The organism is Methanolinea mesophila (genome assembly GCF_017873855.1).
Classification (GTDB): Archaea; Halobacteriota; Methanomicrobia; order Methanomicrobiales; family Methanospirillaceae; genus Methanolinea_B; species Methanolinea_B mesophila.
Map to the genome: position 1 here is coordinate 482,585 of NZ_JAGGKR010000001.1, position 26,387 is coordinate 508,971.

Here is a 26,387-nt window from a genome sequence, read left to right on the forward strand (position 1 = left end):
AGAGCCGGATTTTTTTCTTTTTTGTTGTTAACGAGTAAAAATTAATAGTTTTAAAATCAAATTCTGAAAAAAAGTATTCCGTTTAATCTGAAATAAGTGGTAAAAAATGATTTACTTGAACCCAGAAGTAATAAGCGGTTTGGGAGAAGATACCTTTTGGACGTGGTTTAAAAGGGAATTTCCTTCGTCCAAATTTGGCCTTCCAAATAGAATGTCCTCCGACGATATTCTATTGCAATACTCAACTCTTGGATTTCCAAACCTACCGGGAAAAAGCATCGCTCTTTTATGGGAATTGTATCCGGAAATGAAGGAAGTTTTTAAAAAGGATATTTGGGATCAAAAAATTGAAAGAATTTTTCAGTGTTCAAAATACTGCACTTATAGGACTGTTTCAAGTCCCTTAGCCGCCAGATATTACCAGGAATTTGGTCATGTCGATGTCTTACCGATTGGTGTCGATACAGAATTGTTCAAACCAAAAAGGGATAAGGAATTACTCAGAAAAAAATATGGTCTGCCTCTCGATAAGGAAATCGGCTTTTGGGGAGGCACTACCCATCCTATGAAAGGATATGACAGGGTTCTAGAATATGCAAAAAATCATCCGGATATTTATTGGATTATTGTCTGGAAATGGGATCTTGAATCAGATAATTTTTCCGGAGGCCATAATTTCATTAAGGTAAATCAAGAGACATTAAGTGAATTGATGAATTGTGCGAATTTCATACTTTTTACGGGATTATTAAGGTCTTATTTTATGCTCGAATGGGAAGCGATGGCCTGTGATCTTCCTGTACGTCTATACGATTCTTCATTAGAAAGAGACTTTATCCCCTCTAATTCTCCAAGGGAAGACGTCTTTAGGCAGAAATGGGATAGAATAAATACTAAAGCATTGTGGACTCAATATTTGGAAAACAAGGGGATAACATGGTAAAAATATCAATTATATCACTAATATATAAATCTAAAAAATATGCTGATTTCATATATGAATCAGTAAATAAATATACTCCTATGATTCGTACGGGCCATGCAGAATTTTTTTTTGTTGCAAATGATGCAACCGAAGAATTGATCGAACATCTCGTAAAACGAGGATATAAATTTATAATCAATAATAATGAAAAAAGAACCCCTGAAGAACTTTTTAATTCGGGCTATGGAGAACCCGAATATATGCAATATGTCTATAAAGGGTATAATAAAGGGATTACTTCAGCAAGCGGGGATATTGTTGTCCTTGTCAATAGCGATAACTGTTTTTCTCCTGACTGGCTTGAAAATTTATTGAAATATTTAGGCCCAGACTCTATTATCACATCTCATTTGGTTGAGAGAAATCATCCGGAACATGGCATATTCCCTGATGCATCTTATTGTGACTTTGGAAATAGCCCAAAAAACTTTGATGAAACGGGCTTTTTAAAGTTCGTTGAACAAAAAAAGGTGACGGGTTTGACCAAAGGAGGTGCATATATGCCCTGCGCCGTTTTTAAGAAAAATGCAATAAAAGTGGGCCTGTATCCAGAAGGAAATCTTGCAGGTAAATCATTTAAGGATGTTGTAGAATTCGGCGACCAAAATTTTTATAGGAAATTATCAAATATTGGCGTTCAACATTTTACCTCACTGGATTCGATTGTGTATCATTTCAAGGAGGGTGAGAAAGATGAAGACGTTCCAATTGTAGAAAATTCAATTCCGTTAAAGCGTTACTATAAACAACCTAATTATTTCCCTCTGAAGTCAATTAAAATTCAAAATTTAGACAACTATGAATTTTTAACAGTTGACAATACTCCAATATTTTTTAAGATAATGAAAAATAATTTCATATCATTAAAGAATTTCTTCAACTCAGCAATTATAAAAATGAAAAATTTTTAATTTCCCCCCAATTATTAATATAATAAATTTAATTGAATAATATCCGCATTATTTTTATCTTTAAGGACTGAAGATCACCGAAAACCAACTGTATTCAGGAATTATTTTGAGCTGTTCACCGACCATCATCAAGTAAACTTTTTTATTAAGACTTCAAATAAAATAAATGATTCCGATGAAAATTCTGGTTCTAGGCGCTACGGGGATGCTGGGGCATAAAGTCATTCAAATTCTCTCAAGGGAACATACGGTATATGGAACAGTAAGAAAGAAATTGCCAATAAAAGGTCATCCGGTCTTCGGTAAAATGAACTTAATAGAGAATATCGATGCCCTTCACTTCAATACACTGATTTCTGAAATTCATAAAATTGAGCCAGATGTGATAGTCAACTCAATTGGGATTGTAAAACAGCTTCCAGAAGCACACGATCCAATAAAAAGTATATCAATTAATTCACTTTTTCCACACCAGCTCGCAAGCGTCTGTCGAAATAGCGGGATCAGACTTATTCATTATAGTACGGATTGTGTTTTTTCGGGAAATAAAGGGAATTACTCAGAAGAGGATTTTCCCGATGCGAACGATCTTTATGGAAGGACAAAATTACTTGGAGAACTAAATGAAAAAAATTGTCTCACAATTAGGACCTCAATTATAGGCCGTGAGCTTACGTCATCTCATGGACTTATTGAATGGTTCCTCTCGCAGAATGGAAAATCAGTACAGGGATTCAGAAAAGTCATCTTTTCGGGTTTGACAACAAATGCCCATGCAGAGATTCTTGAGAAGATTATTGTTGAATATCCACATATTTCCGGTCTGTACCATGTATCCTCACAATCAATTAGCAAACTTGATCTCCTTAATTTAGTCAGGGATATTTATGATCTTAAAATTGAGATTTTTCCCAATGATTATGAAATTAGTGATAGAAGCTTGAATTCTCAAAAATTCAAGTCTAAAACAAAAATTTTTATTCCCGGGTGGAGAGAAATGATTGAAGAAATGCATCGTGATTCTACGCCGTACTCCAATTTGAGGGACTAACATGTTAACAGAGAAAACTGTTTTAATAACCGGTGGAACTGGTTCACTTGGAAAAGTACTCGTTCGCAGACTGCTTTCAGGAGAAATGGGGTTACCAGAAAAAATAATTGTTTTTTCACGAGATGAGGCTAAACAACATGCAATGCGTGTCGAGTATCAAAATCTAAAATGTCCAACCGATGAAGTAATCTATAATAATTTTCAACAACTCCTTGAATTCCGGATAGGGGATGTCAGAGATTTTCATAGCATCAGTGCAGTATTGCCAGATGTAGACATCGTTTTTAACGCAGCTGCCTTGAAGCAAGTCCCTTCCTGTGAATATTTTCCCTTCGAAGCAGTCCAGACCAATATCCTGGGACCAGAGAACATTATCAGAGCGATAAGAGAACATAATCTGAAAATTGAAACTGTAGTGGGCATATCTACGGATAAAGCGTGCAAGCCCGTCAATGTCATGGGAATGACCAAAGCAATCCAGGAAAGAGTGTTTATCCACGCAAATATGGATTGTAAAAATACAAGATTTATCTGTGTACGGTATGGTAACGTGCTCGCTTCGCGTGGATCAGTTATTCCCTTGTTCCATGAACAGATTAAGAGCGGGGGACCGGTAACTATCACCACCGAAGATATGACGAGATTCCTTCTCAGTCTTGATCAGGCGGTCGACACCATCTTTGCTGCAATAAAATCTGGCCGACGTGGAGAAACCTTTATTCCAAGAGTGCCGTCTGCGAAGGTTACTGATATCGCAAATATTTTGATTGGGAATAGAGCGATTAATACTATTGTGACCGGGATACGCCCTGGTGAAAAGGTTCATGAAATTCTTGTTTCAGAAGAAGAGGCTCATCGGACTATCTCGAGGGGAAATTACTACGTAATACTCCCAATTCTCCCCGAATTATTGCCAAAAGAAGGGGTTGGAGAAATTATTGGTCATGAATTTAGTTCCGCTGACAATTTAATGAGCATTAGTGAATTGAAAAAACAGATGGAAAAATTCAATCTTTTACTCGAACAGCAGACCCCGGGAGAAGGTGAATTGCTAAGATGAAGGTTCTGACGGTATTGGGGACAAGACCTGAAATTATCCGTCTCAGCCAGGTAATAAGAAAACTGGACCAGTCAGGGGACCATACACTCGTCCACACCGGCCAGAACTATGATGTAAACCTTAGCGATATTTTTTTTCGGGATCTGAACGTAAGAGAACCAGATTATTATTTAGGGGTAAAATCATCCACGTTTGGGGAACAGGTCGGCACCATAATCCAAGAGACCGAAAAGATCCTTGTGCGTGAAAGGCCGGACAGGCTCCTCATCCTTGGCGATACCAACAGTAGTCTTTCGGCATTTGTCGCGAAACGATTGGGGGTCCCGGTATTTCATATGGAAGCCGGCAATAGGTGCTACGACGATCGCGTTCCCGAGGAGATTAACCGGAGAGTAATCGATCATTGCAGCGATATCCTGATGCCCTACACCGAGAGAAGCTGTATGAACCTTTTACGAGAGGGAATCCCCGGTGAAAAGATATTCGTTATCGGAAATCCGATTTACGAAGTATTGCTACAGTATCGAGATAGTATCGAATCGTCATCGATTATGGAAAAACTCGGAATTGAGAGAGGTTCGTATCTTCTCGCAACTTTGCATAGAGCCGAAAATGTGGATGATCCTCAACGCCTGCGTTCGATAGTCAAGGGACTGAATACACTGCATTCTGTTCTCGGTCTGCCGGTAATCGTGAGTGTGCATCCGCGGACAAAGGCACGGTTGGAGTTAGCCGATTTGAGTGGGATTTCCGAAGGTCTCCGATTCTGCGTACCTTTTGGATTCATTGATTTCATAAATCTCGAGAGAAATGCATATTGTGTGATTAGCGATAGTGGAACAGTCCAGGAAGAATGCTGTATTTTTAAAGTACCGAATGTTACAATCAGGGATGTGACGGAAAGACCCGAAACGATAGAATCCGGGAGCAATATGCTCAGCGGCGCGGATGAGGATATGATAGTGCAATGCGTCAGGACCGTCACAGAATTGTCGCCTTCATGGATAGTACCTCGTGAATACCTCGTGGATAATGTGAGTGGAACTGTTCTGAAAATTGTGAAAGGCTATTCTCATTTTTCCTGATGTGGTATTTCCGATGAAGTTTGCAATTATCTCGCCTGTCCTGCCACCTTCTCCCTCGGGCCAGGCCGTAGTCCTGTATAAACTGCTACAGGACATACCCTCCGACGACTTCATTGTAATTTCCACTCGCGATTACCACAAAAAATGCAGGGACTCTTGCACAGAGAGATTTAACTCCGAATATTTTTACATGCCTGGTTTACACATCCTTTTTAAACAATTCATCCTCATTACAAATTTTTTTGGGGTTAAAATTTTTTTAAGGGCATATCTTAATAAGAGAGCCTCGGACTACACGAAAATACTCGCAAAAAACGGGTGCCAGCTGGCAATTGTATGCACTGCAGACCTTTTTGAACCTGACGCAGTCTGTTCCGCATGTAAAAAACTGCAAATCCCCCTTTATTTTTACATTTTTGATGACTACATACTTCAATGGCACAATAGGTCTGAGCTTAAATTCGCGGGAGAAACGGGACCACTCGTCATTAAAAATGCAGAAAAAGTGATTGTTGCGAACGAATGCCTGAAACGGGAATACCATAAGCGGTACGGGATCGAGTCAGATGTAATTCATAACCCGGTAAACATGGACTTTTACAAACGTCCGGGGAATTCAGGGTTTTCAAGTACGAACCTACGGATAGTATACACAGGAGACGTAGGGGAAGCACATTACGATGCGTTCCGGAATATGATCAGTGCCCTTAAATTAATAAATCGCAGGGATGTTAAACTTCATATTTACACGGGACGAAGAAAGGCCAGATTGGTGAAGGAAAGAATAACTGGTCCGTTCGTAGTGATCCATCCGCATCAGAGCATAACGTCCATCCCTGATATCCAAGAGAATGCAGATATCCTGTTCCTTCCATTGGCATTTCGATCCAAATATCCGGATTTTATCATTGATTCGGCTTCTCCCGGTAAAATGGGAGAGTATCTTGCAGCAGGCAGAGCCATTTTGGTTCATGCCCCAGCGGGATCTTTTGTATCCTGGTATTTCAAGAAAAATAACTGCGGAATTGTCGTCGATTCCACCCGTGTGGAAGATCTCGCAGGTGCCATCCGACAGCTGCTTGAAGATAGATCTCTTCGGCAGAATCTCGGAGATGCTGCAAAGAGCGCCGCAGATCGCGATTTCAATCTGGATCGGATTAGATCACAATTCAGACGGATAGTCTATGAGAACCAGACGACCAGATAAATCACCAGTAAGTCTGATGGCAGTGCGAGAGTAGGTGACGTATGCGTATCCTCCTAATCCATTCTAATTATGATGCGTTTGGCGGAGGAGAGATATATGTCAGTTCTTTAATGCGCCTTTTAAAGGCGCATGGGAATGATACATTCCTCTTCTCCTTTTCAAATCGTGAAGAATTCACGGACGAGTCCATGTGCATTGTAAGAGATCATTTTTACGACAGGGATCAATATCCGGGCAGTTACATTCTCCGTTATTTTGCAAGATTTTACATTAACCCGCGCATCATCTTAAAATTACGGCACTGGATTTCCCAAATAAAGCCGGATATTATTCATATAAACGCAAATGACAGATATGGAATTTCGGTGCTGATTGCATTACATGGATTGAGGATCCCGGTTATCCAATCGGTTCACGCATATACTGTAGTTTGCATGAGTGAAACATCTAAAAAACCTTTCGGGGAATTATGCCGCTATTCCTACGGAATAGAATGTTTTAAAAATCGTTGCCTTCCCACCTGGAAATTTTTGGCAATTGCTCCTTCATACGCACTTAAATGGAATTTAACCAAGAGAATCGTTGACAGAATCATCGCACCGAACAACCAGTTAAAACAACGGCTGCTCAATTGCGGAGCTAAAAATATGAGTGTCATCCAGCACTTTGTGGATCGTCCTCTGACATTGCCGGATACATCGGGTGTAGAACCGGGAAACATCCTCTGTGTGGGAAGAATTAGTAAAGAAAAGGGATTTCAGTACGTAATTCTCTCAATGTTGGAGGTTCGCAATGAATTTCCTGCCGCCGTGCTGCATATTTGTGGTGACGGGCCATATCTGGATGAATTAAAATTACTATCCAAATCCCTGAACCTCGACCAGGCGGTTCAATTTCACGGGTACGTCAACCAGAACGATCTAGGGGGATTCTATGAAAGGGCGAACGTTGTAGTTTTTCCCTCAATGTGCCTTGAGATCTGTGGCCTCGTTAACCTAGAAGCTCTTGCATATGCCAGACCACTAATAGTGAGTGATCAATGTGGCGTTGAAGGTCTTTTCATAGATGAGTTGACGGTAAACCCTTCCGATGTCCGTTTATTGTCAGGAAATATTCTTTCTGTGTTGAAGGACCGGGACCGTTTTCAGGAAATGAGCAAAAATTCGTACGATTTATACAATCGCCGATACAGTCCTGAAATCCACTATGAAAGGTTATACAGAGAATATTCCGAACTACAGGCAAAAAGGCGATCTGCGTAGAATAAATTCTTTTCCTTCATCCGTGCTTATCCTTCGTTTTCGTTTCATATTTTTCCCAGTCTCATCCTTCTTATTTTTGAAGGAAGTTATAGAATAGCAGATTATAGAGAACAACTTTGAATATAGAGTTCATTCAAAATTAATCTGAAGTCTTCATGACCATCCTCCTCACGTGCCGCCGCTGCAAAGGGACCGGGGAGATCCCGAACGATCAGTACCGGATCTGCCAGGCCCTTGAATCCCACGAGACCCGGCGATATTTCCATATAAAAACCGAGGATACCATCGCGGAAGACGAGCTCCCGGAATCTGACGGCTGCAATGAAATCTCCAAGACCGTGGAATGCCCTGTCTGCAACGGTACGGGCCAGATCGAATTCGATGAAGAGGAATGGGAATTGCGGATAATATCGGACGAGGAAGAAGACGTAGCCTGATCCGCGAAATTCGGTAATTCTGTTGTAACTTTTCAGGGGTCCGGCGTTTTCGTATTGTTCACCGTTTTTTTGAGCGCGTAGTGATGTTGGGATAAATTTTTAAAAAAACCTAAAAAATTCATAAGAAGAATTTTCACCCCGGATGGCCCACCTCAGGGTGATCTGACAATTATGATTCCGTGGATTGTGATCGGGTCCGTCGCGGCGCTCCTGACGATGTTCGGGTTTGTGCCCCAGATCCTGAAGATGTACAGGACGAAGCTGGTCCACGATGTCAGTGTCCTCACGCTGTTCCAGTTCTCTGCAGGGGTTTTTCTCTGGGCAATCTATGGCTACGCGATCCAGGACCCGGTCGTCGTCGGGGCGAACATCGTCAGTTTCGCAACCCTCGTCGTGGCGCTGATCCTGTATTACCATTATAGGAGAAGAACACCCTGACCCGATTACCAAGAAGGAAGGTCTTCCACGAGTGAGACCCTGCTGAGACTATACGTTCCATCCCAATCCATTGGTCGAACACCCCGTGCGTTATCCTTCGGCCGGCTATGACTGTCGAATACTGCGATATTTTCAATGATTTTACTCATTTCCGAAGATTTACCTAACAAAATTCCTGCGCACTCCTGCCTGCACCCCCGGGATGCCTTTGCTGCCAGGGTGATCTTTTTACCGGCATATCGCGTAGTAATATCAGGTTTTATAAAAGGGAGCAAGGGTATCACACAGGTGGTAGCCCTCCCGGGAGGAGAATTCATGCAGCAGGTATACGTGATCGGGCACCGTCACCCGGATACGGACAGCATCGGAAGTGTGCTCGGGTATGCCGAGTTCCTGAACAGGGAGGAGCCCGGCAAATACGTTCCGGCATATTCCGGGGAACTTAACGCAGAGACGAGGTTCGCCCTTGCCACGTTCGGGCTCGAGCCGCCTCTCCCGATCGAGAGTGTTGAGCCTGCCGTTTCCGATATCCCCTTCTTTTACACGAAGAGCGCTCCGGCAGATATGCCCACCATCGACGTAGCCGGGATGATGGACGAGTTCGAGGTGCGAAACATCCCCATCACCGATTCCCGGGGCGCACTGGTGGGGCTGGTGAGCGAGCACGGACTGGCCAAGGCCTACGTGACCCCTGATACACGAGGGGAGCAGCTCACGATCGGCCCCATCCCCCTCGCCACCCTAGCCAGGATCCTGAGCGGTGAGGTGCTCACCCAGGCAAAAGAGGAACTGCGGGGAAGAGTCACCATCGTCATCGACGCGCTGCACGTGTCCCTTTCCCGCCTTACCCACGAAGATGTAGCTATTGTGGGAGATAACGAGCCCGCACAGCTGGCGCTCATCTCAGCCGGGATTGCAGCGCTGATCGTGGCGGAAGGCGCCCCCGTAGGGAACCGCGCGCTCGCCGCGGCAAAGGATCGGGGCGTTTCCATCATCGGGACCCCGCTCGACGGTTTCTCTGTCGGAAGAATGGTCCATCTCTCGCTTCCCGCGGGAAAAGTGGTTGCCACCGACGTTCCCACAATCCGGCTCGAAGAACCGCTCTCGTACGCCAAGAAGCTGGTCACCGATTCAAAATACCGAACTGCGTGCGTAGTGGACCGCGACGGAAAACTGCTCGGCATGATCTCCCGGAACACCTTCCTCGAGGAGATACAAAAGCAGGTGATACTCCTCGACCACAACGAGTATGCCCAGTCGGTCGAGGGAATAGAGTACGCGGAGATCCTGGAGGTCATTGACCATCACAGGCTCGGGGCGATCTCTACCCTCAAACCGGTCAGGTTCCTGAACGAACCCGTAGGCTCCACCTCTACGATCATCGCTTCCAAGTTCATGGAGTCTTCCGTCGACCCCCGGGATCCCACGGCGGGGATGCTACTGGCCGGGATCCTCTCCGACACGCTCGTACTCCGGATGTCTACCACCACCCAGAAAGACGAGAAGGTGGTGTCTTATCTCTCGGGAATCACCGGACTCGACCCGGTGAAGTTCGGGACAGACCTCATCCGGAAAGGGATGGACCTCGAGAATAAACCTCTGGACGAGCTGCTCACCCAGGATATCAAACGATACCTCCTCTTTGGAAGGGATATCATCATCGCCCAGGTGATGGCCGCTTCCGGAAGTTATGCGGCCGCGCATGGAGGCGAGATCAGGAAACACCTGGAGCAGCTCAGGAAAGGGCACGGGGTCGATCTCTATATGGCGCTTTTCACCGATATTATTGGGAATTCGAGTGATCTTTTCGTTGCCGGCGACCACACGCTCCTCGCCGAGCTCGGTTATGAGGCGCAGCCGGTCCGGCTCGGGGGAGTAATGTCGCGAAAGAAAGATTTCGTGCCGGTTTTCGGGCAAAAACTAAAAAATATCTGAATATTTTTTTCAGATTTCGCGGATCCAACTCTTCATCAGAAAAGTTGATTCGTAAAATTTTTCAAAAAATTCCTTTTTCCTTTTGGTTACAGTATGTAATTGAATAACAATACCCTATGAGAAACTACAGGATGGTTCCGCCGCCCCCGAAGGGCGCCCCGGCGGCGGTTCTGGAACATGAACTGGAATTAGATTTTTTCGATAAGATATGATGAATATCAACACCTGAACTCAGTCAATTCCGCGAGTTCCTCGGCGGGGTGCCGCAGTGGCGGTGCGGCAGCCCTGGGAGCGTCTTCCCGCGTGATTAGCGGAATAGTTCAATTATTCTCATATTCTCCCCACTGTTTCAGCAGAGGGTTCCTTTACGCGCACAAGACACAGGACACACCTCATTATCCGCAAATAATCCTTATCCATTCCCCCCAATTACCCCGAAGATCAGCCCTATATGGATCAGAAGACCACCATAATCACACAATTGAAATGAAAAAGATCATCATAAAGGGAGCGCGGGAGCACAACCTCAAAAATATCAACGTAGAGCTCCCCCGCGACAAATTCATCGTCATCACGGGGCTTTCAGGATCGGGAAAGTCCACCCTTGCATTCGACACCATCTATGCCGAAGGGCAGAGGAGGTACGTGGAGTCCCTCTCTTCGTATGCCCGCCAGTTCCTGGGGCTGATGAACAAGCCCGACGTGGATGCCATCGAAGGCCTGTCCCCCGCGATCTCTATCGAACAGAAGACCACCAGCAGGAACCCTCGCAGTACTGTCGGGACCGTGACCGAGATCTACGATTACCTGCGCCTCCTCTTCGCCCGCGTGGGCGTGCCCTACTGTCCCGAGCACAACACCCGGATAGAATCGCAGACCCCGGAGAAGATCGCGGACCGGATTACCGAAGAGATCCCCGGAATGGTGACGATTCTCGCACCGCTGGTCCGGCAGAAAAAGGGCACCTACCAGCAGCTCATAAAAGACCTCCAGAAGGAAGGGTATTCCCGGGTCCGGGTAAACGGGGAGGTCCACCGCACCGACGAGGAGGTCCTCCTCGAGCGTTATAAAAAACACGATATCGAGGTAGTGATCGACCGCCTGGAGACTTTTGACCGCTCCAGGCTGGTGGAGGCCTGCGAAGCCGCACTTAAAAAATCCGAGGGCCTGATCATCGCCGTTGACAAGGAGGGGAATGACCACCTTTACTCTTCGCTCATGGCCTGCCCCGAGTGCGGGTGCACCTTCGAGGAACTCCAGCCCCGCATGTTCTCCTTCAACAGCCCGTTCGGGGCATGCGAGGAGTGCAATGGCCTGGGTATCCGCATGGACTTCGACCCCGACCTGATCATCCCCGACCAGGACCTCTCCATCGCAGACGGAGCGGTGGCACTTTATCGCAACTACCTCGACGGCTACCGGGGACAATATCTCGGGGCAGTAGCGAAACACTTCGGGTTCTCCATCTTCACCCCGATAAAGGACCTGACCAAACGACAGTACGATGCCCTGATGTACGGTTCGCCGGAGACGATCCGGTTCTCCATGAGCATGAAGAACGGCGACGCCCACTGGGCTCATTCAGGAAGCTGGGAAGGGCTCCTTCCCCAGGCTGAACGGCTCTACCGGCAGACACAGTCAGAATACAGGAAGCGCGAGCTGGAAAAGTTCATGCGGGTCACCGAGTGCCCGAAATGTCATGGGAAAAGATTGAAGGACAAGATCCTCGCGGTCAAGGTCGGGGGCAGGTCGATCATCGACGTGACCGATCTCTCGGTATCGTCCTGCTATAAGTTCTTCTCCGCCCTGGAACTTACCGAGAAGGAGGCCGAGATCGCCCGGCAGATCCTGAAAGAGATCAATGCCCGGCTCGAGTTTCTCGAAAAGGTAGGTCTCGGGTATCTCACCCTCTCCAGGAGTGCAGGAAGTCTTTCCGGAGGTGAGGCCCAGCGAATCCGGCTCGCCACGCAGATCGGGTCCAACCTCATGGGGGTGCTCTACGTGCTTGACGAACCCTCGATCGGGCTCCACCAGAGAGACAACCAGAAACTGATAGACACGCTCCGCCGGCTTCGCGACCTCGGCAATACCCTGGTGGTGGTGGAGCACGACGAGGACACCATCAGGAGCGCAGACCACGTGATCGATATGGGGCCGGGAGCAGGGCTGCACGGGGGGTATGTGGTGGCGAAAGGCACCCCGGCACAGATAGAGAAGAACCCGAAATCCCTCACCGGACAATACCTGGCCCGGACCCTGACTATCGAGACCCCGGAGTCGCGGAGGGGCTCTGATCGTTTTATCCGCATATCGGGATGCCGGGAGAACAACCTGAAAAATATCGACGTACAGATACCCATAGGAGTTTTTACCGTGATCACCGGGGTTTCTGGAAGCGGGAAGTCAACGTTCATGTACGACACCCTCTACCAGGCGCTGGTGAAGAAAATTCATCATTCCAGGGTTAACCCGGGAAAATACGACCGGCTCGATTTCGACTCTCCGATCGACAAGGTCATCGTGATCGACCAGAGCCCGATCGGCAAGACCCCCCGGAGCAACCCCGCCACATATACCAAGGTATTCGACGAGATCCGCCGGGTCTTTGCGGAGACAAAGGAAGCGAAGGTCCGGGGATATAAGCCGGGCCGGTTCTCGTTCAACCTGAAAGGGGGCCGGTGCGAAGCCTGCGAGGGGGACGGCCTGATCAAGATAGAGATGAACTTCCTGCCCGACGTGTACATCGAGTGCGAGGAGTGCAAGGGGACACGGTACAACCGGGAAACCCTGGAAGTCAGGTACAAGGGGAAGTCTATCTCCGACGTGCTGAATATGAGCGTGGAGGAAGCCCTGGAGTTCTTTGCCAATATCCCCTCGATAAGGACCAAGCTCGAGACCCTCTCCGCGGTCGGACTCGACTATGTCAAACTGGGGCAGAGCTCCACCACCCTCTCCGGGGGGGAGGCACAGCGGATCAAGCTCACCCGGGAACTCTCCAAGCGCGGGACGGGGAGAACGATATACCTCCTCGACGAGCCCACGACCGGACTGCATTTCCATGATGTCAAGAAACTGATCGCCGTGCTGAACGAGCTCGTGGACAAGGAGAACACCGTGGTGGTGATCGAGCACAACCTCGATATCATCAAGTCCGCGGACCACATTATCGACCTCGGGCCCGAAGGCGGCGATGCGGGGGGCTACGTGGTGGCCACAGGGACCCCGGAGGAGGTGGCCGCAGATGATAAAAGCCATACCGGTGCATTCCTCAGAAGGATGCTTGCCTGAATATGATAGAATATTCAACCCTGCCCGCCGAGCCCGGCTGTTACCTCTTCAAGGATAAAAACGGTGCCATAATCTACGTAGGGAAGGCAAAAAACCTCAAAAAAAGGGTCGCTTCCTATTTCCAGAAACGGGACCACGACAAAAAGACCCGGAAAATGCTCTCGCTCGCCGAATCGCTCGATTACCTGGTCACCGCCAACGAGGTCGAGGCCCTGATCCTGGAAAACAGCCTGATCAAGACCAACCATCCCAGATTCAACATCAACCTGCGGGATGCGAAGCAGTACGCCTATATCCAGTTCACCGACGATCCATTTCCCCGGGTGTGCATCGCGCGAAGGTCTGAGGGAAAGGGACAGTTCTTCGGGCCCTTCGTCTCCGCCGCAGAACGCGATTACGTCCTTTCCGTGGTAAAACGGATATTCCGTCTGAGGACCTGCAAGAGACTGACCGGGCGCGCCTGCCTCCGGTATCATATCCATACCTGCAGCGCACCCTGCAGAGGGATGATCGACCAGGATGCATATCGCGAGCAGGTGAAAAGGGCCTCGATGGTGCTGAAGGGGAGGAGCAGGGACCTGATCGGAGAACTCCGCCAGGAGATGGCGGCATGCGCGGAGAGCCAGGATTACGAGCGGGCCATGGTACTGAGAGATCAGACCCAGGCAATCGAACGGCTCTCGGGGAAGCAGGACATGGCCCGGCAGGTGCAGGGAGACGAGGACATTATCCATTACCTTGCGCACGCGGGAAACATCTATCTCATGCTTTTCCAGGTGCATCACGGGACTCTGATCAATAAGAAGGAGTACATTTTCGAAGAGACCCCCGATATGCTCGAGGAGTTCCTCGTGCAGTATTACGGGGAAAACCCGGTTCCTTCCGACCTCATCCTTCCCTCCGAGGTGGATGCCACCCTCGAAGAGTACCTTGCCGTCCAGCGCGGTAAGAAGGTCACGATCACGGTACCGAAAATTGGCGCCAAGAAGAGGCTCCTGGACCTGGTCGAGAAGAACATCGAGATCTCGTTCTTCGGGGACCGGATCAAGCTCGAGGAACTCCAGGAGAAACTTGCCCTGGACACCCTGCCGGAGGTCATCGAGTGCTTCGACATCTCCCATATCTCGGGTACCGCGGTAGCGGGATCCATGGTCCAGTTCCGGAACGGCAAACCGGACAAGCGGAATTATCGCAGGTTCCGGATCAAGACCGTGGAAGGGATCGACGACTTCTCCGCAATCGCCGAGGTGGTAAAGCGAAGGTACTCGCGTCTCAAGAAAGAGCACGGCACGCTCCCCGACCTCGTGGTGATCGACGGAGGAAAAGGGCAGCTGTCTGCTGCCCGGAAAGAATTGAAGGCCCTGGATCTCCCCCTCCCGATCATCGGCCTTGCGAAGAAAGAGGAACAGGTCTTCGTGCCCGGTCACTCGCACCCGCTCTCCCTCGAAAAGAAGGAGAAGGCGTCCCTGTTCCTCCAGGAGATCCGGGACGAGGCACACCGGTTCGCCATCTCCTACCACCACCTGCTGCGAAGAAAAGAGGTGCGGCAATGACGGAATTCAACCTGAAATCGGAGTTTTCCCCCAGGGGTTCGCAGCCTGAAGCCATCCGAAAACTTGTCGACGGGGTAAGCGCCGGACTCCGCTGCCAGACCCTGCTGGGGGTGACGGGGTCGGGCAAGACTTTCACCATGGCGAACGTCATCCGGCAGGCCGGGCGCCCTGCCCTGGTAATCGCGCACAACAAGACCCTGGCGGCACAGTTGTACAACGAGTTCCGCGAATTCTTCCCGGACAACCGGGTGGAATATTTCGTCTCGTATTATGATTATTACCAGCCGGAGTCCTATATCCCCCAGAAGGACCAGTACATCGAGAAGGATGCCCAGATCAACCCCAAGATCGAGCAGATGCGGCTCTCTGCCACCGCGTCGCTGCTTTCCAGAAGGGACGTGATCGTGGTTGCGTCCGTTTCCTGCATCTACGGGCTCGGCCGGCCGGAGCATTTCCGGAATATGGGGTTCGAGCTGAAAGAGGGAGACCAATTTTCAAGGAAAGATATCCTGGAACGGCTGATATCGAGCCAGTATGAGCGAAACGACCTGGAGCTCATGCCCGGGAGGTTCCGGGTCCGGGGGGATACCATCGACCTCATCCCCGGGTACTTCAACGACATCATCAGGATCGAACTCTTTGGCGACCGGATCGAACGGATCCTCGAAGTTGAGAAGGCGACCGGGAAGGTGACCGAGAGGATGAGTTACTTCTATGTCTTCCCCGCACGGCACTATGTCATCCCGGTCGAGGTCCAGAAAAAGGCTCTCGAATCAATTCGCGAGGAGCTGGAAGAGCGGCTCCCGCACCTGGGAATGTTGGAGGCCCACCGGCTCGAACAGCGGACACGGTACGACATTGAGATGATCGAGGAGACGGGGAGCTGCAAGGGTATCGAGAACTATTCCCGCCATTTCGATTTCCGGAAACCGGGGGAGAAACCGTACTGTCTCCTGGACTATTTCCCGCCCGATTTCCTGATGTTCATCGACGAGAGCCACCAGACCATCCCCCAGCTCCACGGGATGTACCGCGGGGACCGTTCCCGGAAGAATGCGCTGGTGGAGTATGGGTTCCGCCTTCCCTCTGCCTACGACAACAGGCCCCTGAAGTTCGACGAGTTTGAGAGATACATGCGGCAGGTTATCTTTGTCTCGGCTACTCCCGGTGACTATGAGCTCTCCAGCTCAGGCCAGGCGGTGGAGCAGATCATCAGGCCGACGGGGCTGGTAGATCCCGAGGTCGAAGTGCGAAAGACCGAAGGGCAGACGGAAGATGTAATCCGGGAGATCCGGAGGACGGTTGCCCGCGGGGACCGGGTCCTGCTCACCACGCTTACCAAGAAACTCGCGGAGGAGCTGACCGAGTACCTCGCCGAGCAGGGTATCCGCACCCGTTACCTGCACTCGGAGATCGATACCCTGGAACGGACCGAGATCATCCGTGAACTCCGGTTAGGAAATTTCGACGTCCTTGTGGGGATCAACCTCCTCCGTGAGGGGCTGGATATCCCCGAGGTCGGGTTCATCGGGATCCTCGACGCAGACAAAGAGGGCTTCCTCCGGGACGCCCGCAGCCTCATCCAGATCATCGGTCGGGCAGCCCGGAACGTGAACTCGCTGGTGGTGCTCTATGCGGACAACATCACCGGGTCGATCAGGGACGCGCTTTCGGAAACGAAGAGGAGGAGGGAGCTGCAGTTACAGTATAACCTCGCGCACGAGATCGTTCCCCGGACCATTATAAAACCGGTACGGAAGAAAGAGGTCGAGATCAAGGATACCAGGCATATCCCGAAGAAGGAGATCCCGGATCTCATCATCGAAATGGAGGCAGGGATGCAAAGAGCGGCTGAACGGCTGGACTTTGAAGAAGCGATCCGGCTGCGGGACCAGGTCAGGAGCCTTCGGGAGCGTATCGGACAGTCCCAATAAGAGAGCAGGAGCAGGGATGGAGGAAGGAAAATCTTGGGTCCGCAGGAGAATTTCGATGCTCTGGCACTTTCAAGAATCTTCACATTTCGGGCGTAAGATCTTCCACTTCCCCATATTCACCACACCAGAATGAGAGGAAGTCGCATCATGCCGCACATGTAGCGGTGTTCTTCGTATAGGTTATCCCTTATGTCCAGGATATCCCTTGGCACTTCACACAATCGAAGGAGCACGGGATCTCGACAGAATTAATCAGGTCCGGTTTCGTCTTTCAACCGTAGTGCCAGTTCAACAACTGTTTTTGGAATTACCCGGAGGGATCAACTTTCCGGCCGGATTCGTATCATCCGAAGACTAATTAAAAAATCCGTGAGTAAACGGTAAATTCCGGACCAGGTCAATCAGGTCCCGCAAATTCTAAAAAAATAACTGAAAGGTGAGAGAAAGAGATCAGGGGAAAGAAAGGACCCTGATAAAGTTGGTCTTGGTCGCCATGCTGGAACCGAAATCATCGGTAACCGTGAGGGCGACCGTATAGTTGCCCGGGCTGTTATAGGTGTGGACTACGTTCTTCTCGGCCGGGTTGGTCACTTCCTGGAACTGCCCGTCGCCGAAGGTCCAGAACCAGCGGTTGGGTTCACCGATACTGGTATCCATGAACAGCACCGTGAGGGGTACCGATCCCTGGGTCGGCGTTGCATCGAAGTTTGCCTCGAGCGGGTTTGTGACGACAATGGTCTGCGAGGTCGCACTGGTGCCCGAGAGCCCGGTCACGGTGAGGGTGATGGTGTAATTGCCTGCCACGGGGTAGTTGTGGATCGGGTTCCGGTCGGTGGAGATGTACCCGTCACCGAACTGCCATGTCCAGCGGAGCGGTCTGTCGGTCGAGGTGTCGGTGAATGCAACCGAGAGCGGTGCGGTGTTATCGGGGTTGCTGGTGGTGTAGGTAAACGCCGCCTGCAGCCCTTCCTGCACATTGATATACCTGTTCTTGGTCTCCGTGCTCATCCCCGACGGGTTGGATGCAATCAGCTGGACGCTGTAGGTCCCGGCCTGGGTATAGACGTGGACCGGGTTCTGGTCGGTGGACATTCCTCCGTCGCCGAAGCTCCAGGTCCAGTTGGTCGGGTCACCGGTGGACTGGTCCAGGAACTGAACTGCAAGCGGTGACATTCCCGCGGTGGTGTTGGCGGTGAATGCCGCGACCGGCAGAGACCTGACAGTTATCAGACTGTATTTGGTGAGCGTATCGGCTCCCGCCGGGTTAAGGACGGTCAGGCTGACGTTGTATACGCCGGCTTTGGTGTAGAGGTGATAGGGGTTCTGCTGTATGGAGAAGCTGCCGTCACCGAACTTCCAGGTCCACTTGGTCGGGTTGCCGTCCGATGTGTCGGTGAAGTGGACCAGGAGCGGCGCCGTGCCGTCGGTGGGGGCCGCGGTGAAGTTGGCGATCGGCCGGGTCACCACGGTGATGTAGTCGTACTTCGTCACGGTGTCGGACCCGCCTGCGTTGAACACGGTGAGGGTGACGTTATAGACGCCCGGTGCGTTGTAGGTGTGGACCGGGTTCTGCTCGTAGATCCCGGCGAGCGTGCCGTCGCCGAAGTCCCAGACCCAGACCGTGGGGCCGTTCAGCGAGTCATCCGTAAACTGTACCGTGAGCGGCACTGTTCCCAGCGTGGGGTTCCCGGTGAACGCGGCAACCGGCGGGGGCGGGGTGATGGTGAACCCGTTGGGCAGGGATCCCGATTTGCCGTCGGTGTTGGTCACAACCACGTTCCACAGCCCGGTCATCGCACCGGACAGGTCGACCGTGCAGTTGATCAGGGTCGGGCTCTGGACGGTGACATGCGTGGCGACGATATCAGGCTGCCCGGTCCGGGTCAGTTTCACTGTGGCTCCGGAGAGGAACCCGGTACCCTGCAGGCTGCCGATATCGAGCGAGCGGTCGTTCGGGCCCTTGTTCGGTGAGATCGAGGTCACCGTGGGCGCGGGGTTCTGAACCGTGAACCCGGCCGGCAGCGTGCCGGACTGGCCGTCATCGTTCCTGACCACGACGTCCCACGGACCGGTCACGGCACCGGCGAGGTTGAAGGTGCAGGTGATCTTCCCCCGATGGACCACGGTCACGTTGGTCGCGGTGATATCTGACTGGTTTACCTTCTCCAGGGTAACCGTCGCACCGTTTCTGAACGCGGTTCCCGCGAGGTCGGTGATGAACACCGGGCCGTTATTGATCCCGGTCGCCGGGGTTATCGAGGTCACCGTAGGCGCCGGGTACTTCACAACAAACCCGTTGTTGAGCGTTCCCAGCTGCCCGTCATCATTGGTCACTACCACGGTCCATGGCCCTACAACCGCTCCGGTCAGGTCGAAGTCGCAGGTGATCTGGCTGCCGCTGACCCTGGTCACGTTGGTCGCAACGATCGTAGGTTCACCGGCTTTGGTGAGGTTCACCGTAACGCCCGGCTCGAACCCGCTTCCGGCGAGGTCGGTGATGGACACGGTCTGGAAGGTTATGCCCTGATCAGGGGTTATCGAGGTGATCGAAGGTGCCTGCGGGTAGTATACGATAAATCCGTCGGGCAGCGTTGCTGACTTGCCGTCAATGTTCTCCACTACCACATCCCATGGCCCGACCTTCGCCCCGGTCAGGTCGAAGAAACATATGATCTTGGTGCTGGTTACCACCAGGCCCTGGCCAACAATATCAGATTCGCCTGTTTTGGTCAGCTTCGCCGTGATCCCCGGCAGGAACCCGGTCCCGGAGAGGTTAAGGATCGGTACCAGTCCGTTATTTGTCCCATAGGTGGGGTCGATACCCGTAAGGGTGGGCGCCGGGTTGGTCACGTTGAACCCGTTCGTCAGTGTCCCGGTGAGACCGTCGGGGTTCTCCACCGTCACGTCCCAGGAGCCGGTCGCGACGCCAGTGATGTCAAAGGTGCAGGTGATCGAGGTCGGGTTGACCACGGTCAGGCCGGTGGCCACAATATCGGGCTGTCCGGTCATGGAGAGCTTCGCGGTTGCACCAGGTAAAAATCCGGTCCCTGCGAGATCGCTGATGTATGCCGGTGCGGTGTTCACACCCTCGGACGGGGTGAGCATGGTGACCGTAGGCGCGGGGTTGGTGATATTGAACCCGTCGACGAGCGTGGCCGACTGGGCATCGGTATTCTCCACGGTCACGTTCCAGAGACCGGCAGCCGCATTGGTGATATCGAGGGTGCAGGTAATGGTCGTCGAATTCACCACGGTCACGCCGGTGGCGACGATGTCCGGCTCTCCCGTGCGGGTGAGCGTAACGGTCGCTCCGGTTACGAACCCGGTCCCTTCAAGGTCAGTAACCGCCACGGGCCCGGTGTTTACCCCGGTATCAGGTGTTATTGAAACGAGCGTCGGCGGAGGATTGGTCACGGTAAAAGCCGCCGGTAGGGTTCCGGACTGGCCGTCGTTATTGGTAACCACCACATCCCACGCACCGGTCGCCACACCGGTCAGGTCGAAGGTCGCATTGACCTGCGTTCCGCTCACCCGTATAACGTTCGTTCCCGGGATGTCCGGCTGTCCGGACATGGTGAGGTTAACCGTGAGGTTGTTCTCAAAGCCCGTACCGCTGATGTCCGGAATGACGATAGGCCCGTCATTCACGCCGGTCGCCGGCGTAATCCCGGTCACCATAGGGGCCTGCGGATAGTATATGGTAAATGCACCCGCGAGCGTCCCATTCTGGCCGTCGGGGTTGTCCACTACCACGTTCCAGACACCCACCGGCTTGCCGGTAAGGTCAAAGAAACAGAGAATTTTGTTCGGTTGGACGATCGGGCCATTTATAGTCGCAATCGGGGTCTCTCCGGTCTTGACCAGGGTGACGATCGCTCCGTTCATGAAGTTCGCACCCGCAAGATCGGTGATCCCTATCACGCCGTTGTTGATCCCGCTCGAGGGGGTAATACTGGTGATCACCGGCGGTGGATACGTTACCCTGAACGCATTCGGCAGTGTCACGCTCTGGCCGTCGCCATTGGTCAGGACCAGGTCGTAAAGGCCTTCATTCCGGCCATTGAGATCGAACGTGCAGGCGATATCGGACGCGTTTCCAGTCACGCCGGTCCCCACTATGGTCCCATAGGTAACGTTCGTCAGGTTCACCGACGGCGAATAGAAGTTCGCTCCTGATATGGAGACTCCCACGCTGCCCGTGTTGATCCCCGAGGCGGGAACTATCCCGTAGAGATAGGGCGGCGGGTTCATGATCGTGAACCCGTTCGGCAGTACCGCACTGGTCACGTTCGTGGGGTCATTTACCACCACGTTCCAGGGGCCGTACTGCTTCCCGGTGAGGTCCATCACGCAGGTTATCCTGGTGGGATCGGCCACGGTCACATACATACCCGGAATGTCCGGGTATCCGGTACGGTTCAGAAGTACCGTCGCATCCATCGGAAAATCGGTACCTGATAAATTCGTTATGAACACGGTCCCGTTGTTAAGTCCCGTTGCGGGAGTGATGCCGTTCAGGCTGAGCGCAGCCGATACCGGCACCCCTACCAGCACCAGGAGCAATAAAGGAACCGCGTACTTCACTACTCTTGAATGGTTCATGGGTCACCTCAGTTGCAACTTACATTTCCATGGTTTGATTGCGAAATAAGATTGAATTCAAACCTCATTTCGCCATTATAAATATATTCAACAATACGTCTATTGTAACCTATTTAAATCTTTCCCAAAAATACAACAATTTTAATGGGTTATTTCAGGGTATCACCTCTCCATTCGCGACCAATTACAGTACCAGACCCCTCCTCATCTCCTCCCGCAGGATGATGACCCCATCTCCTGATGTTTGAAATAAACACCCCGGTAAATTGTTTTTGGTTTATATTTTGGAATAGCTTAACATGATAAACGGGAAAAATTACCCCTTGCGGTGGGTATACTAAGATCCAAATGCAAAAAGACCGATTGTCCGGAAAAAAACTTCATAACGGATGTTTATATATTCAATAGTACTGCGCTCCCCAAAGAGCATCTTAAGCCCCTAAAGGTTTATATTCCTGGACCTCTTCATTTCGAACCTGATATATAGAAGCTTAACCTTTGAAAAAAGTATCTTGCAGTCGTACCCTGAACGTCAAAATAACTCATCAATCGATATTTACTCGTTCACACTGGCATAAAAACTCACTTTCTTAATATATGATCTGCTTAACACTTCCCGCGGGTTATTGGAGCTAAAGGTTCCTTTACCCCCGGTGTCCACGGCACGATACATCAGGTTCCGGATGGTGGTCTTCCTGCACGGAAAAAATGAATCGATTAGGACCGTGACGGAGAATTCACGACCCTCCTGTCCCGGAACAGTTCCGTGAATACGTTACAGCCGGTTTGCGGGTCTCTTCTTTATAACCCTGCAAATTCCGGATTTCCCGGATCAGCCCGAAAAAAGGTTAGAGTTTGGGCTTGACCTTCAGTGCCTGGACCAGGAGCCGGACACCCGCCTCGATGTCTTTCACGTCCAGCACTTCCACCGGAGAATGAATGTAACGGGTCGGGATAGAGAGGGTGGTGCTCGGGATCCCTCCTTTTTCGAGATGGATCGCAGTCGCATCGGTGGTCCCTCCGCTCCCCACCTCGAGCTGAACGGGGATGTCATGATCCGCCGCCGTCTTACGGAGCCAGTCCACCATGCTCCGGCTCGCGATCAGTCCTCTCCCGCTTGCATCCATTATGGTGATAATCGGGCCCTTTCCCATCTCCACCGGTACGTCATTTTTATCTATACCCGGATGATCCCCGGGAAATGTCACATCGGTCGCCACCGCGCAGTCCGGCGAGATGGAAAAGGCGCTTGTTTTCGCCCCCTTCAACCCGACTTCTTCCTGCACGGTGAAGACGCCGAAGATGGTATACGGTGATTTCACCTCCTGCAGGGTCCGGATCAACATCGCCACTCCAGCCCGGTTGTCGAAGGCCTTTCCGGTAATCCTCCCGTTCGCAAGATCCGCGACCTGGCGGTCGATGGTGACGGGCGTCCCGATCTCGACTCCCAGGGCGAGCGCATCCTCTTTGCTGGTCGCACCCGCGTCGATGAAGAGATCTTCTATCTTCGGCATCTTTTTCCGCTCTTCTTCATCCATTTTGTGAGGAGGTTTCCCCCCCAGCACACCGGAAACAGGTCCCTTCGTGCCGTGAAGTATTACCCTCTGATTATAGAGGGTGGGGTTATACCATCCCCCCAGGGCGACGAACCTGATGAAGCCCTTGTCATCTATGGATTTTACCGCCAGTCCGATCTCGTCTGCATGGGCGGCGAGCATGATCCGGAAGTCGTTTCCTTTCTTTACGGTGATCAGGTTGCCGAGCGGGTCGGTGTACATCTCATCAACATGTTTTTTCAACTCTTTTTTTACGATGTTGAGAACACTTCCCTCGCTGCCGGAAACCCCGTGCGCATTGGAGAGCATGCGTAGTAGTTCATGAACCATCGATTACTCCTCCATAACACTGCCGATTCTGTCCACGGCCTGTTGCAGCACCTGTCGCGACGCCGCATAACTGAAACGTGCATAATCCGGTGCATTACATCCGAATGCTGTGCCGGGCACGATGACGACACCCGCTGCGAGAACCCTTTCCAGGAGTGCAGGGGACATAGGCGAGAAGATATAGAATGCTCCCTCGGGGAGGGGGAAGTCTATACCGAGGCCCTTTAACCCGGAATACAGCAGGTCCCTCCTGGCCTGGTATTCGGTCCGCATCTCCTCCACGCATCCCTGGTTTCCCGTATAAGCGGCCAGGGCGGCATATTGTGAGATCGATGTGGCGCAGGCCTGGCAATACTGGTGAACCTTGAGGCACTGGTCGGTATACTCTTTCGGGCCCGCGAGGTAACCGATTCGCCAGCCTGTCATAGCATAGGTCTTGCTGGTTGCATTGACCGTGATGACGTCCTCCCCGAAGCGTGCCGCGCTCGTGTGGTGTGCACCGTAAATAAAATGTTCATATACCTCGTCGCTGACCACGGTCACTCCCGCGTCGTTGGCATACTCCACGATCGCCCTTATAGAATCTTCCGGTTCGACCGCACCGGTGGGATTTGCAGGGGAGTTTAATACAAAGATTCTCGCCCCGTCCATCAGCTCCTTTGCTGCTTCCACGTTGATGTGGAACTTACCGTCAAGGGGAACACCCACCGGGCACCCTCCCGCAAGCGTCGCAAGGGATGCGTAGGACACGAAACCCGGGTCCTGGAATAACACCCTGTCTCCCTCTTCCACCAGTGCATGCATGATGATATGCAGCGCCTCGCTCGCACCTGCGGTGACGATAATCTGATCGGGGGCGTATGCGAGCCCGTTCTCCCGGGCAAACTTGGCGCTGATAGCCTCGCGCAGTTCCGGGATCCCGGTATTCGGGGTATACCCGGTTTTCCCTTCCCTTATCGCGGCAATAGCCGCCTGTTTGATATGTTCCGGGGTGTCGAAGTCCGGCTGCCCGAGACCTAGGTTGATGGACCATGGCCCGGCCGCTTCGAACAGTTTTCTTATCCCGGAGATCTCTATTCCACGGCATCTTTTGGTACACCTGTATGGCTCCATTCATTCCACCTCATTCGATATTGGCATGCCTTGTCTTCAGGTCCTTCTCTTCCATCCGGGTGATCTCCATCAGCCGCGAGATGATGGCATCGGCAAAGACCATTGAGGCGGTCTCGAAGATTGTCCCGAGCGGCGCGAACGACTTGTGTTCTCCCATCATCTGCCGGATCTCGAACTCCGCCGTGTCGTCCTTCACCGCGTCCCTCTGGGACTCGATGATCACCACCGAGTCGGATATCTGTGCGATTTTCGAGGACTTGTCGGAAGAGATCAACGCGAGCCTGCCTCCGATGTCCTTTGCCGTCTCTGCGATATCCGCCACGGTCTTGGTCTTCCCCGAACCCGAGAAGACCACCATGAGGTCTCCCTGTTTCATTGCCGGGGTGATTGTCTCTCCCACCACATACGCCTGGAACCCAAGGTGCATCAGGCGCATTGCAAATGCCTTCGCCACCAGTCCCGAGCGTCCGGCACCCATCACATAGATCCTTCTGGCTTTCAGAATTTCGTCAAGAAACCGCGTTATTTCCTCGTCAGAGAGAGAATCTGCGATTTTTTTAATCTTGGACGACATCAGCCGCATCATATCCTGAACCCGGTGATCCACCATACTCTGCTCCCACTCATTCTTCAATCCGCCAGCACATAAATCTACCAAGAGTCGTGAACGAAAGTCCGTTATCCTCCCGTGTGACTCCAAACTGCTATTAATGACCGCGGATAGAGTTGTAATAGAGACCCATGACCCCCGGGCGGGAAAAATGAACACCATGCCTGTCTGTCGGGTCTTAACAGGACCGAGTTCCCGGAAACGATCATGACCCTCCCTGTCCCCTACTTCTCCCGCGACGGATTCACCCTCTATCACGGTGATTGCATCGATATCCTCGGCCACCTCCCCGCGGGATCGGTGGATCTCATCTTTGCCGATCCGCCGTATAATCTTTCGAACGGGGGGTTCACCTGCAAAAGCGGGAAGAGAGCGTCGGTGGACAAGGGACCCTGGGATGTGAGTGCAGGGATTAAGGAAGACTTCTCATTCCACCTCGCCTGGATCGGCGCCTGTCGCAGGGTGCTGAAGGACCATGGAACCATCTGGATAAGCGGGACCTACCATTCGGCCTACGCATGCGGATTTGCTCTTCAGATGCTCGGGTTTCACATCCTGAACGATATCTGCTGGTTCAAGCCCAACGCGCCGCCGAACCTGAGCGGACGATTCTTCACGGCCAGCCATGAATCTCTCATATGGGCAAGGAAATCGAAAGATTCTCCGCATTACTTCAATTACAGTCTGATGAAATCGGGAGAGTGGGAGGAGGACAGCATGAAACGCCCGGGGAAACAGATGCGAAGCGTATGGAGCATCCCTTCGCCCAAGGGAGAGGAGAAAAGGCAGGGTAAACACCCGACACAGAAACCCTGCGCCCTTCTCCGAAGAGTACTCCTCGCCTGCTCCCGGGAAGGGGACGTTGTCCTTGACCCCTTTACCGGAAGCTCCACCACGGGCATCGCGGCGGCCGTGCTCGGGAGGACCTTTATCGGGATAGACTCTTCCGTGGAATACCTGGATCTCTCGATCCGCAGATACTCTGATCTGGGCGTTTTGGAATGATTCAGGCGCGGTGAACCATTTTAAG

18 protein-coding genes are annotated in these 26,387 nt (G+C 51.6%); 14 read left to right on the forward strand and 4 right to left on the reverse strand.

Translation table 11 applies throughout. The annotated features are described in order from the left end of the window. Positions 1–139 precede the first annotated feature (139 nt). The 13 genes from J2741_RS02325 (at position 140) to uvrB (ending at position 17,146) form a co-directional block, all read left to right on the forward strand. Positions 140–943: a hypothetical protein gene (locus tag J2741_RS02325; RefSeq protein WP_209673439.1), complete on the forward strand. Its 804-nt coding sequence runs from the start codon at positions 140–142 to the stop codon at positions 941–943. Next, positions 904–1,896: a glycosyltransferase family 2 protein gene (locus J2741_RS02330; RefSeq protein WP_209673440.1), complete on the forward strand. Its 993-nt coding sequence runs from the start codon at positions 904–906 to the stop codon at positions 1,894–1,896. Before J2741_RS02325 ends, J2741_RS02330 begins: the two co-directional genes overlap by 40 nt. 166 nt (positions 1,897–2,062) lie before the next feature. Beyond that, complete coding sequence (locus J2741_RS02335) at positions 2,063–2,947, forward strand: dTDP-4-dehydrorhamnose reductase family protein (RefSeq protein ID WP_245249355.1); 885 nt, start codon at positions 2,063–2,065, stop codon at positions 2,945–2,947. 1 nt (position 2,948) lies between these two features. Next, positions 2,949–4,007 carry a polysaccharide biosynthesis protein gene (locus J2741_RS02340; RefSeq protein ID WP_209673441.1) on the forward strand — a complete coding sequence of 353 codons (1,059 nt, stop codon included), beginning with the start codon at positions 2,949–2,951 and terminating at the stop codon, positions 4,005–4,007. Further along, positions 4,004–5,092, forward strand: a complete 1,089-nt coding sequence (wecB, locus tag J2741_RS02345) for a non-hydrolyzing UDP-N-acetylglucosamine 2-epimerase (RefSeq protein WP_209673442.1) — start codon at positions 4,004–4,006, stop codon at positions 5,090–5,092. Before J2741_RS02340 ends, wecB begins: the two co-directional genes overlap by 4 nt. 13 nt (positions 5,093–5,105) lie before the next feature. Continuing rightward, positions 5,106–6,299 carry a glycosyltransferase gene (locus tag J2741_RS02350; RefSeq protein ID WP_209673443.1) on the forward strand — a complete coding sequence of 398 codons (1,194 nt, stop codon included), beginning with the start codon at positions 5,106–5,108 and terminating at the stop codon, positions 6,297–6,299. A 41-nt stretch (positions 6,300–6,340) separates the two neighbouring features. Further along, complete coding sequence (locus J2741_RS02355) at positions 6,341–7,561, forward strand: glycosyltransferase family 4 protein (RefSeq protein ID WP_209673444.1); 1,221 nt, start codon at positions 6,341–6,343, stop codon at positions 7,559–7,561. A 155-nt stretch (positions 7,562–7,716) separates the two neighbouring features. Continuing rightward, entirely contained in the window at positions 7,717–7,998 is a 282-nt protein-coding gene (locus J2741_RS02360) for a hypothetical protein (RefSeq protein WP_209673445.1), read from the forward strand. 171 nt (positions 7,999–8,169) lie between these two features. After that, positions 8,170–8,436, forward strand: a complete 267-nt coding sequence (locus J2741_RS02365) for a SemiSWEET family sugar transporter (RefSeq protein ID WP_209673446.1) — start codon at positions 8,170–8,172, stop codon at positions 8,434–8,436. A 315-nt stretch (positions 8,437–8,751) separates the two neighbouring features. Beyond that, on the forward strand, positions 8,752–10,371 hold the full coding sequence (locus tag J2741_RS02370) for a putative manganese-dependent inorganic diphosphatase (protein WP_209673447.1): 1,620 nt from the start codon (positions 8,752–8,754) through the stop codon (positions 10,369–10,371). Positions 10,372–10,857: 486 nt separating this feature from the next. Beyond that, on the forward strand, positions 10,858–13,659 hold the full coding sequence (gene uvrA / locus J2741_RS02375; RefSeq protein WP_209673448.1) for an excinuclease ABC subunit UvrA: 2,802 nt from the start codon (positions 10,858–10,860) through the stop codon (positions 13,657–13,659). Between the two features lie 2 nt (positions 13,660–13,661). Beyond that, the gene (gene uvrC, locus J2741_RS02380; protein ID WP_209673449.1) at positions 13,662–15,212 is read left to right on the forward strand and encodes an excinuclease ABC subunit UvrC; all 1,551 of its coding nucleotides are present in this window, start codon (positions 13,662–13,664) and stop codon (positions 15,210–15,212) included. Then, positions 15,209–17,146: an excinuclease ABC subunit UvrB gene (uvrB, locus tag J2741_RS02385; protein WP_209673450.1), complete on the forward strand. Its 1,938-nt coding sequence runs from the start codon at positions 15,209–15,211 to the stop codon at positions 17,144–17,146. The genes uvrC and uvrB overlap by 4 nt, the downstream gene beginning before the upstream one ends. A gap of 450 nt (positions 17,147–17,596) precedes the next feature. Here the strand turns inward: uvrB and J2741_RS02390 are convergent, their stop codons facing one another. The 4 genes from J2741_RS02390 to hxlB all read right to left on the reverse strand — a co-directional run bounded on the left by J2741_RS02390 (position 17,597) and on the right by hxlB (position 25,357). Continuing rightward, a complete protein-coding gene (locus J2741_RS02390) occupies positions 17,597–21,748 on the reverse strand; it encodes a beta strand repeat-containing protein (protein ID WP_209673451.1) in 4,152 nt (1,383 codons plus the stop codon). An 848-nt stretch (positions 21,749–22,596) separates the two neighbouring features. Next, complete coding sequence (locus J2741_RS02395; RefSeq protein ID WP_209673452.1) at positions 22,597–23,634, reverse strand: M42 family metallopeptidase; 1,038 nt, start codon at positions 23,632–23,634, stop codon at positions 22,597–22,599. Positions 23,635–23,637: 3 nt separating this feature from the next. After that, complete coding sequence (locus J2741_RS02400; protein ID WP_209673453.1) at positions 23,638–24,747, reverse strand: pyridoxal phosphate-dependent aminotransferase; 1,110 nt, start codon at positions 24,745–24,747, stop codon at positions 23,638–23,640. A gap of 10 nt (positions 24,748–24,757) precedes the next feature. Further along, positions 24,758–25,357 carry a 6-phospho-3-hexuloisomerase gene (gene hxlB / locus J2741_RS02405; protein ID WP_209673454.1) on the reverse strand — a complete coding sequence of 200 codons (600 nt, stop codon included), beginning with the start codon at positions 25,355–25,357 and terminating at the stop codon, positions 24,758–24,760. Positions 25,358–25,564: 207 nt separating this feature from the next. Here hxlB and J2741_RS02410 point away from each other — a divergent pair, with 207 nt between their 5' ends. Then, positions 25,565–26,362: a DNA-methyltransferase gene (locus tag J2741_RS02410; protein WP_209673455.1), complete on the forward strand. Its 798-nt coding sequence runs from the start codon at positions 25,565–25,567 to the stop codon at positions 26,360–26,362. Positions 26,363–26,387: the final 25 nt, after the last annotated feature.

Bases quoted from the DNA above. Each gene is read 5' to 3' on its own strand.
- J2741_RS02370 (WP_209673447.1), top strand. From the start codon at position 8,752: ATGCAGCAGGTATACGTGATCGGGCACCGTCACCCGGATACGGACAGC.
- uvrB (WP_209673450.1), top strand. From the start codon at position 15,209: ATGACGGAATTCAACCTGAAATCGGAGTTTTCCCCCAGGGGTTCGCAG.
- uvrA (WP_209673448.1), top strand. From the start codon at position 10,858: ATGAAAAAGATCATCATAAAGGGAGCGCGGGAGCACAACCTCAAAAAT.
- J2741_RS02365 (WP_209673446.1), top strand. From the start codon at position 8,170: ATGATTCCGTGGATTGTGATCGGGTCCGTCGCGGCGCTCCTGACGATG.
- J2741_RS02390 (WP_209673451.1), bottom strand. From the start codon at position 21,748: ATGAACCATTCAAGAGTAGTGAAGTACGCGGTTCCTTTATTGCTCCTG.
- uvrC (WP_209673449.1), top strand. From the start codon at position 13,662: ATGATAGAATATTCAACCCTGCCCGCCGAGCCCGGCTGTTACCTCTTC.
- hxlB (WP_209673454.1), bottom strand. From the start codon at position 25,357: ATGGTGGATCACCGGGTTCAGGATATGATGCGGCTGATGTCGTCCAAG.
- J2741_RS02340 (WP_209673441.1), top strand. From the start codon at position 2,949: ATGTTAACAGAGAAAACTGTTTTAATAACCGGTGGAACTGGTTCACTT.
- J2741_RS02350 (WP_209673443.1), top strand. From the start codon at position 5,106: ATGAAGTTTGCAATTATCTCGCCTGTCCTGCCACCTTCTCCCTCGGGC.
- J2741_RS02410 (WP_209673455.1), top strand. From the start codon at position 25,565: ATGACCCTCCCTGTCCCCTACTTCTCCCGCGACGGATTCACCCTCTAT.
- J2741_RS02360 (WP_209673445.1), top strand. From the start codon at position 7,717: ATGACCATCCTCCTCACGTGCCGCCGCTGCAAAGGGACCGGGGAGATC.
- J2741_RS02400 (WP_209673453.1), bottom strand. From the start codon at position 24,747: ATGGAGCCATACAGGTGTACCAAAAGATGCCGTGGAATAGAGATCTCC.
- J2741_RS02335 (WP_245249355.1), top strand. From the start codon at position 2,063: ATGATTCCGATGAAAATTCTGGTTCTAGGCGCTACGGGGATGCTGGGG.
- J2741_RS02355 (WP_209673444.1), top strand. From the start codon at position 6,341: ATGCGTATCCTCCTAATCCATTCTAATTATGATGCGTTTGGCGGAGGA.
- wecB (WP_209673442.1), top strand. From the start codon at position 4,004: ATGAAGGTTCTGACGGTATTGGGGACAAGACCTGAAATTATCCGTCTC.
- J2741_RS02395 (WP_209673452.1), bottom strand. From the start codon at position 23,634: ATGGTTCATGAACTACTACGCATGCTCTCCAATGCGCACGGGGTTTCC.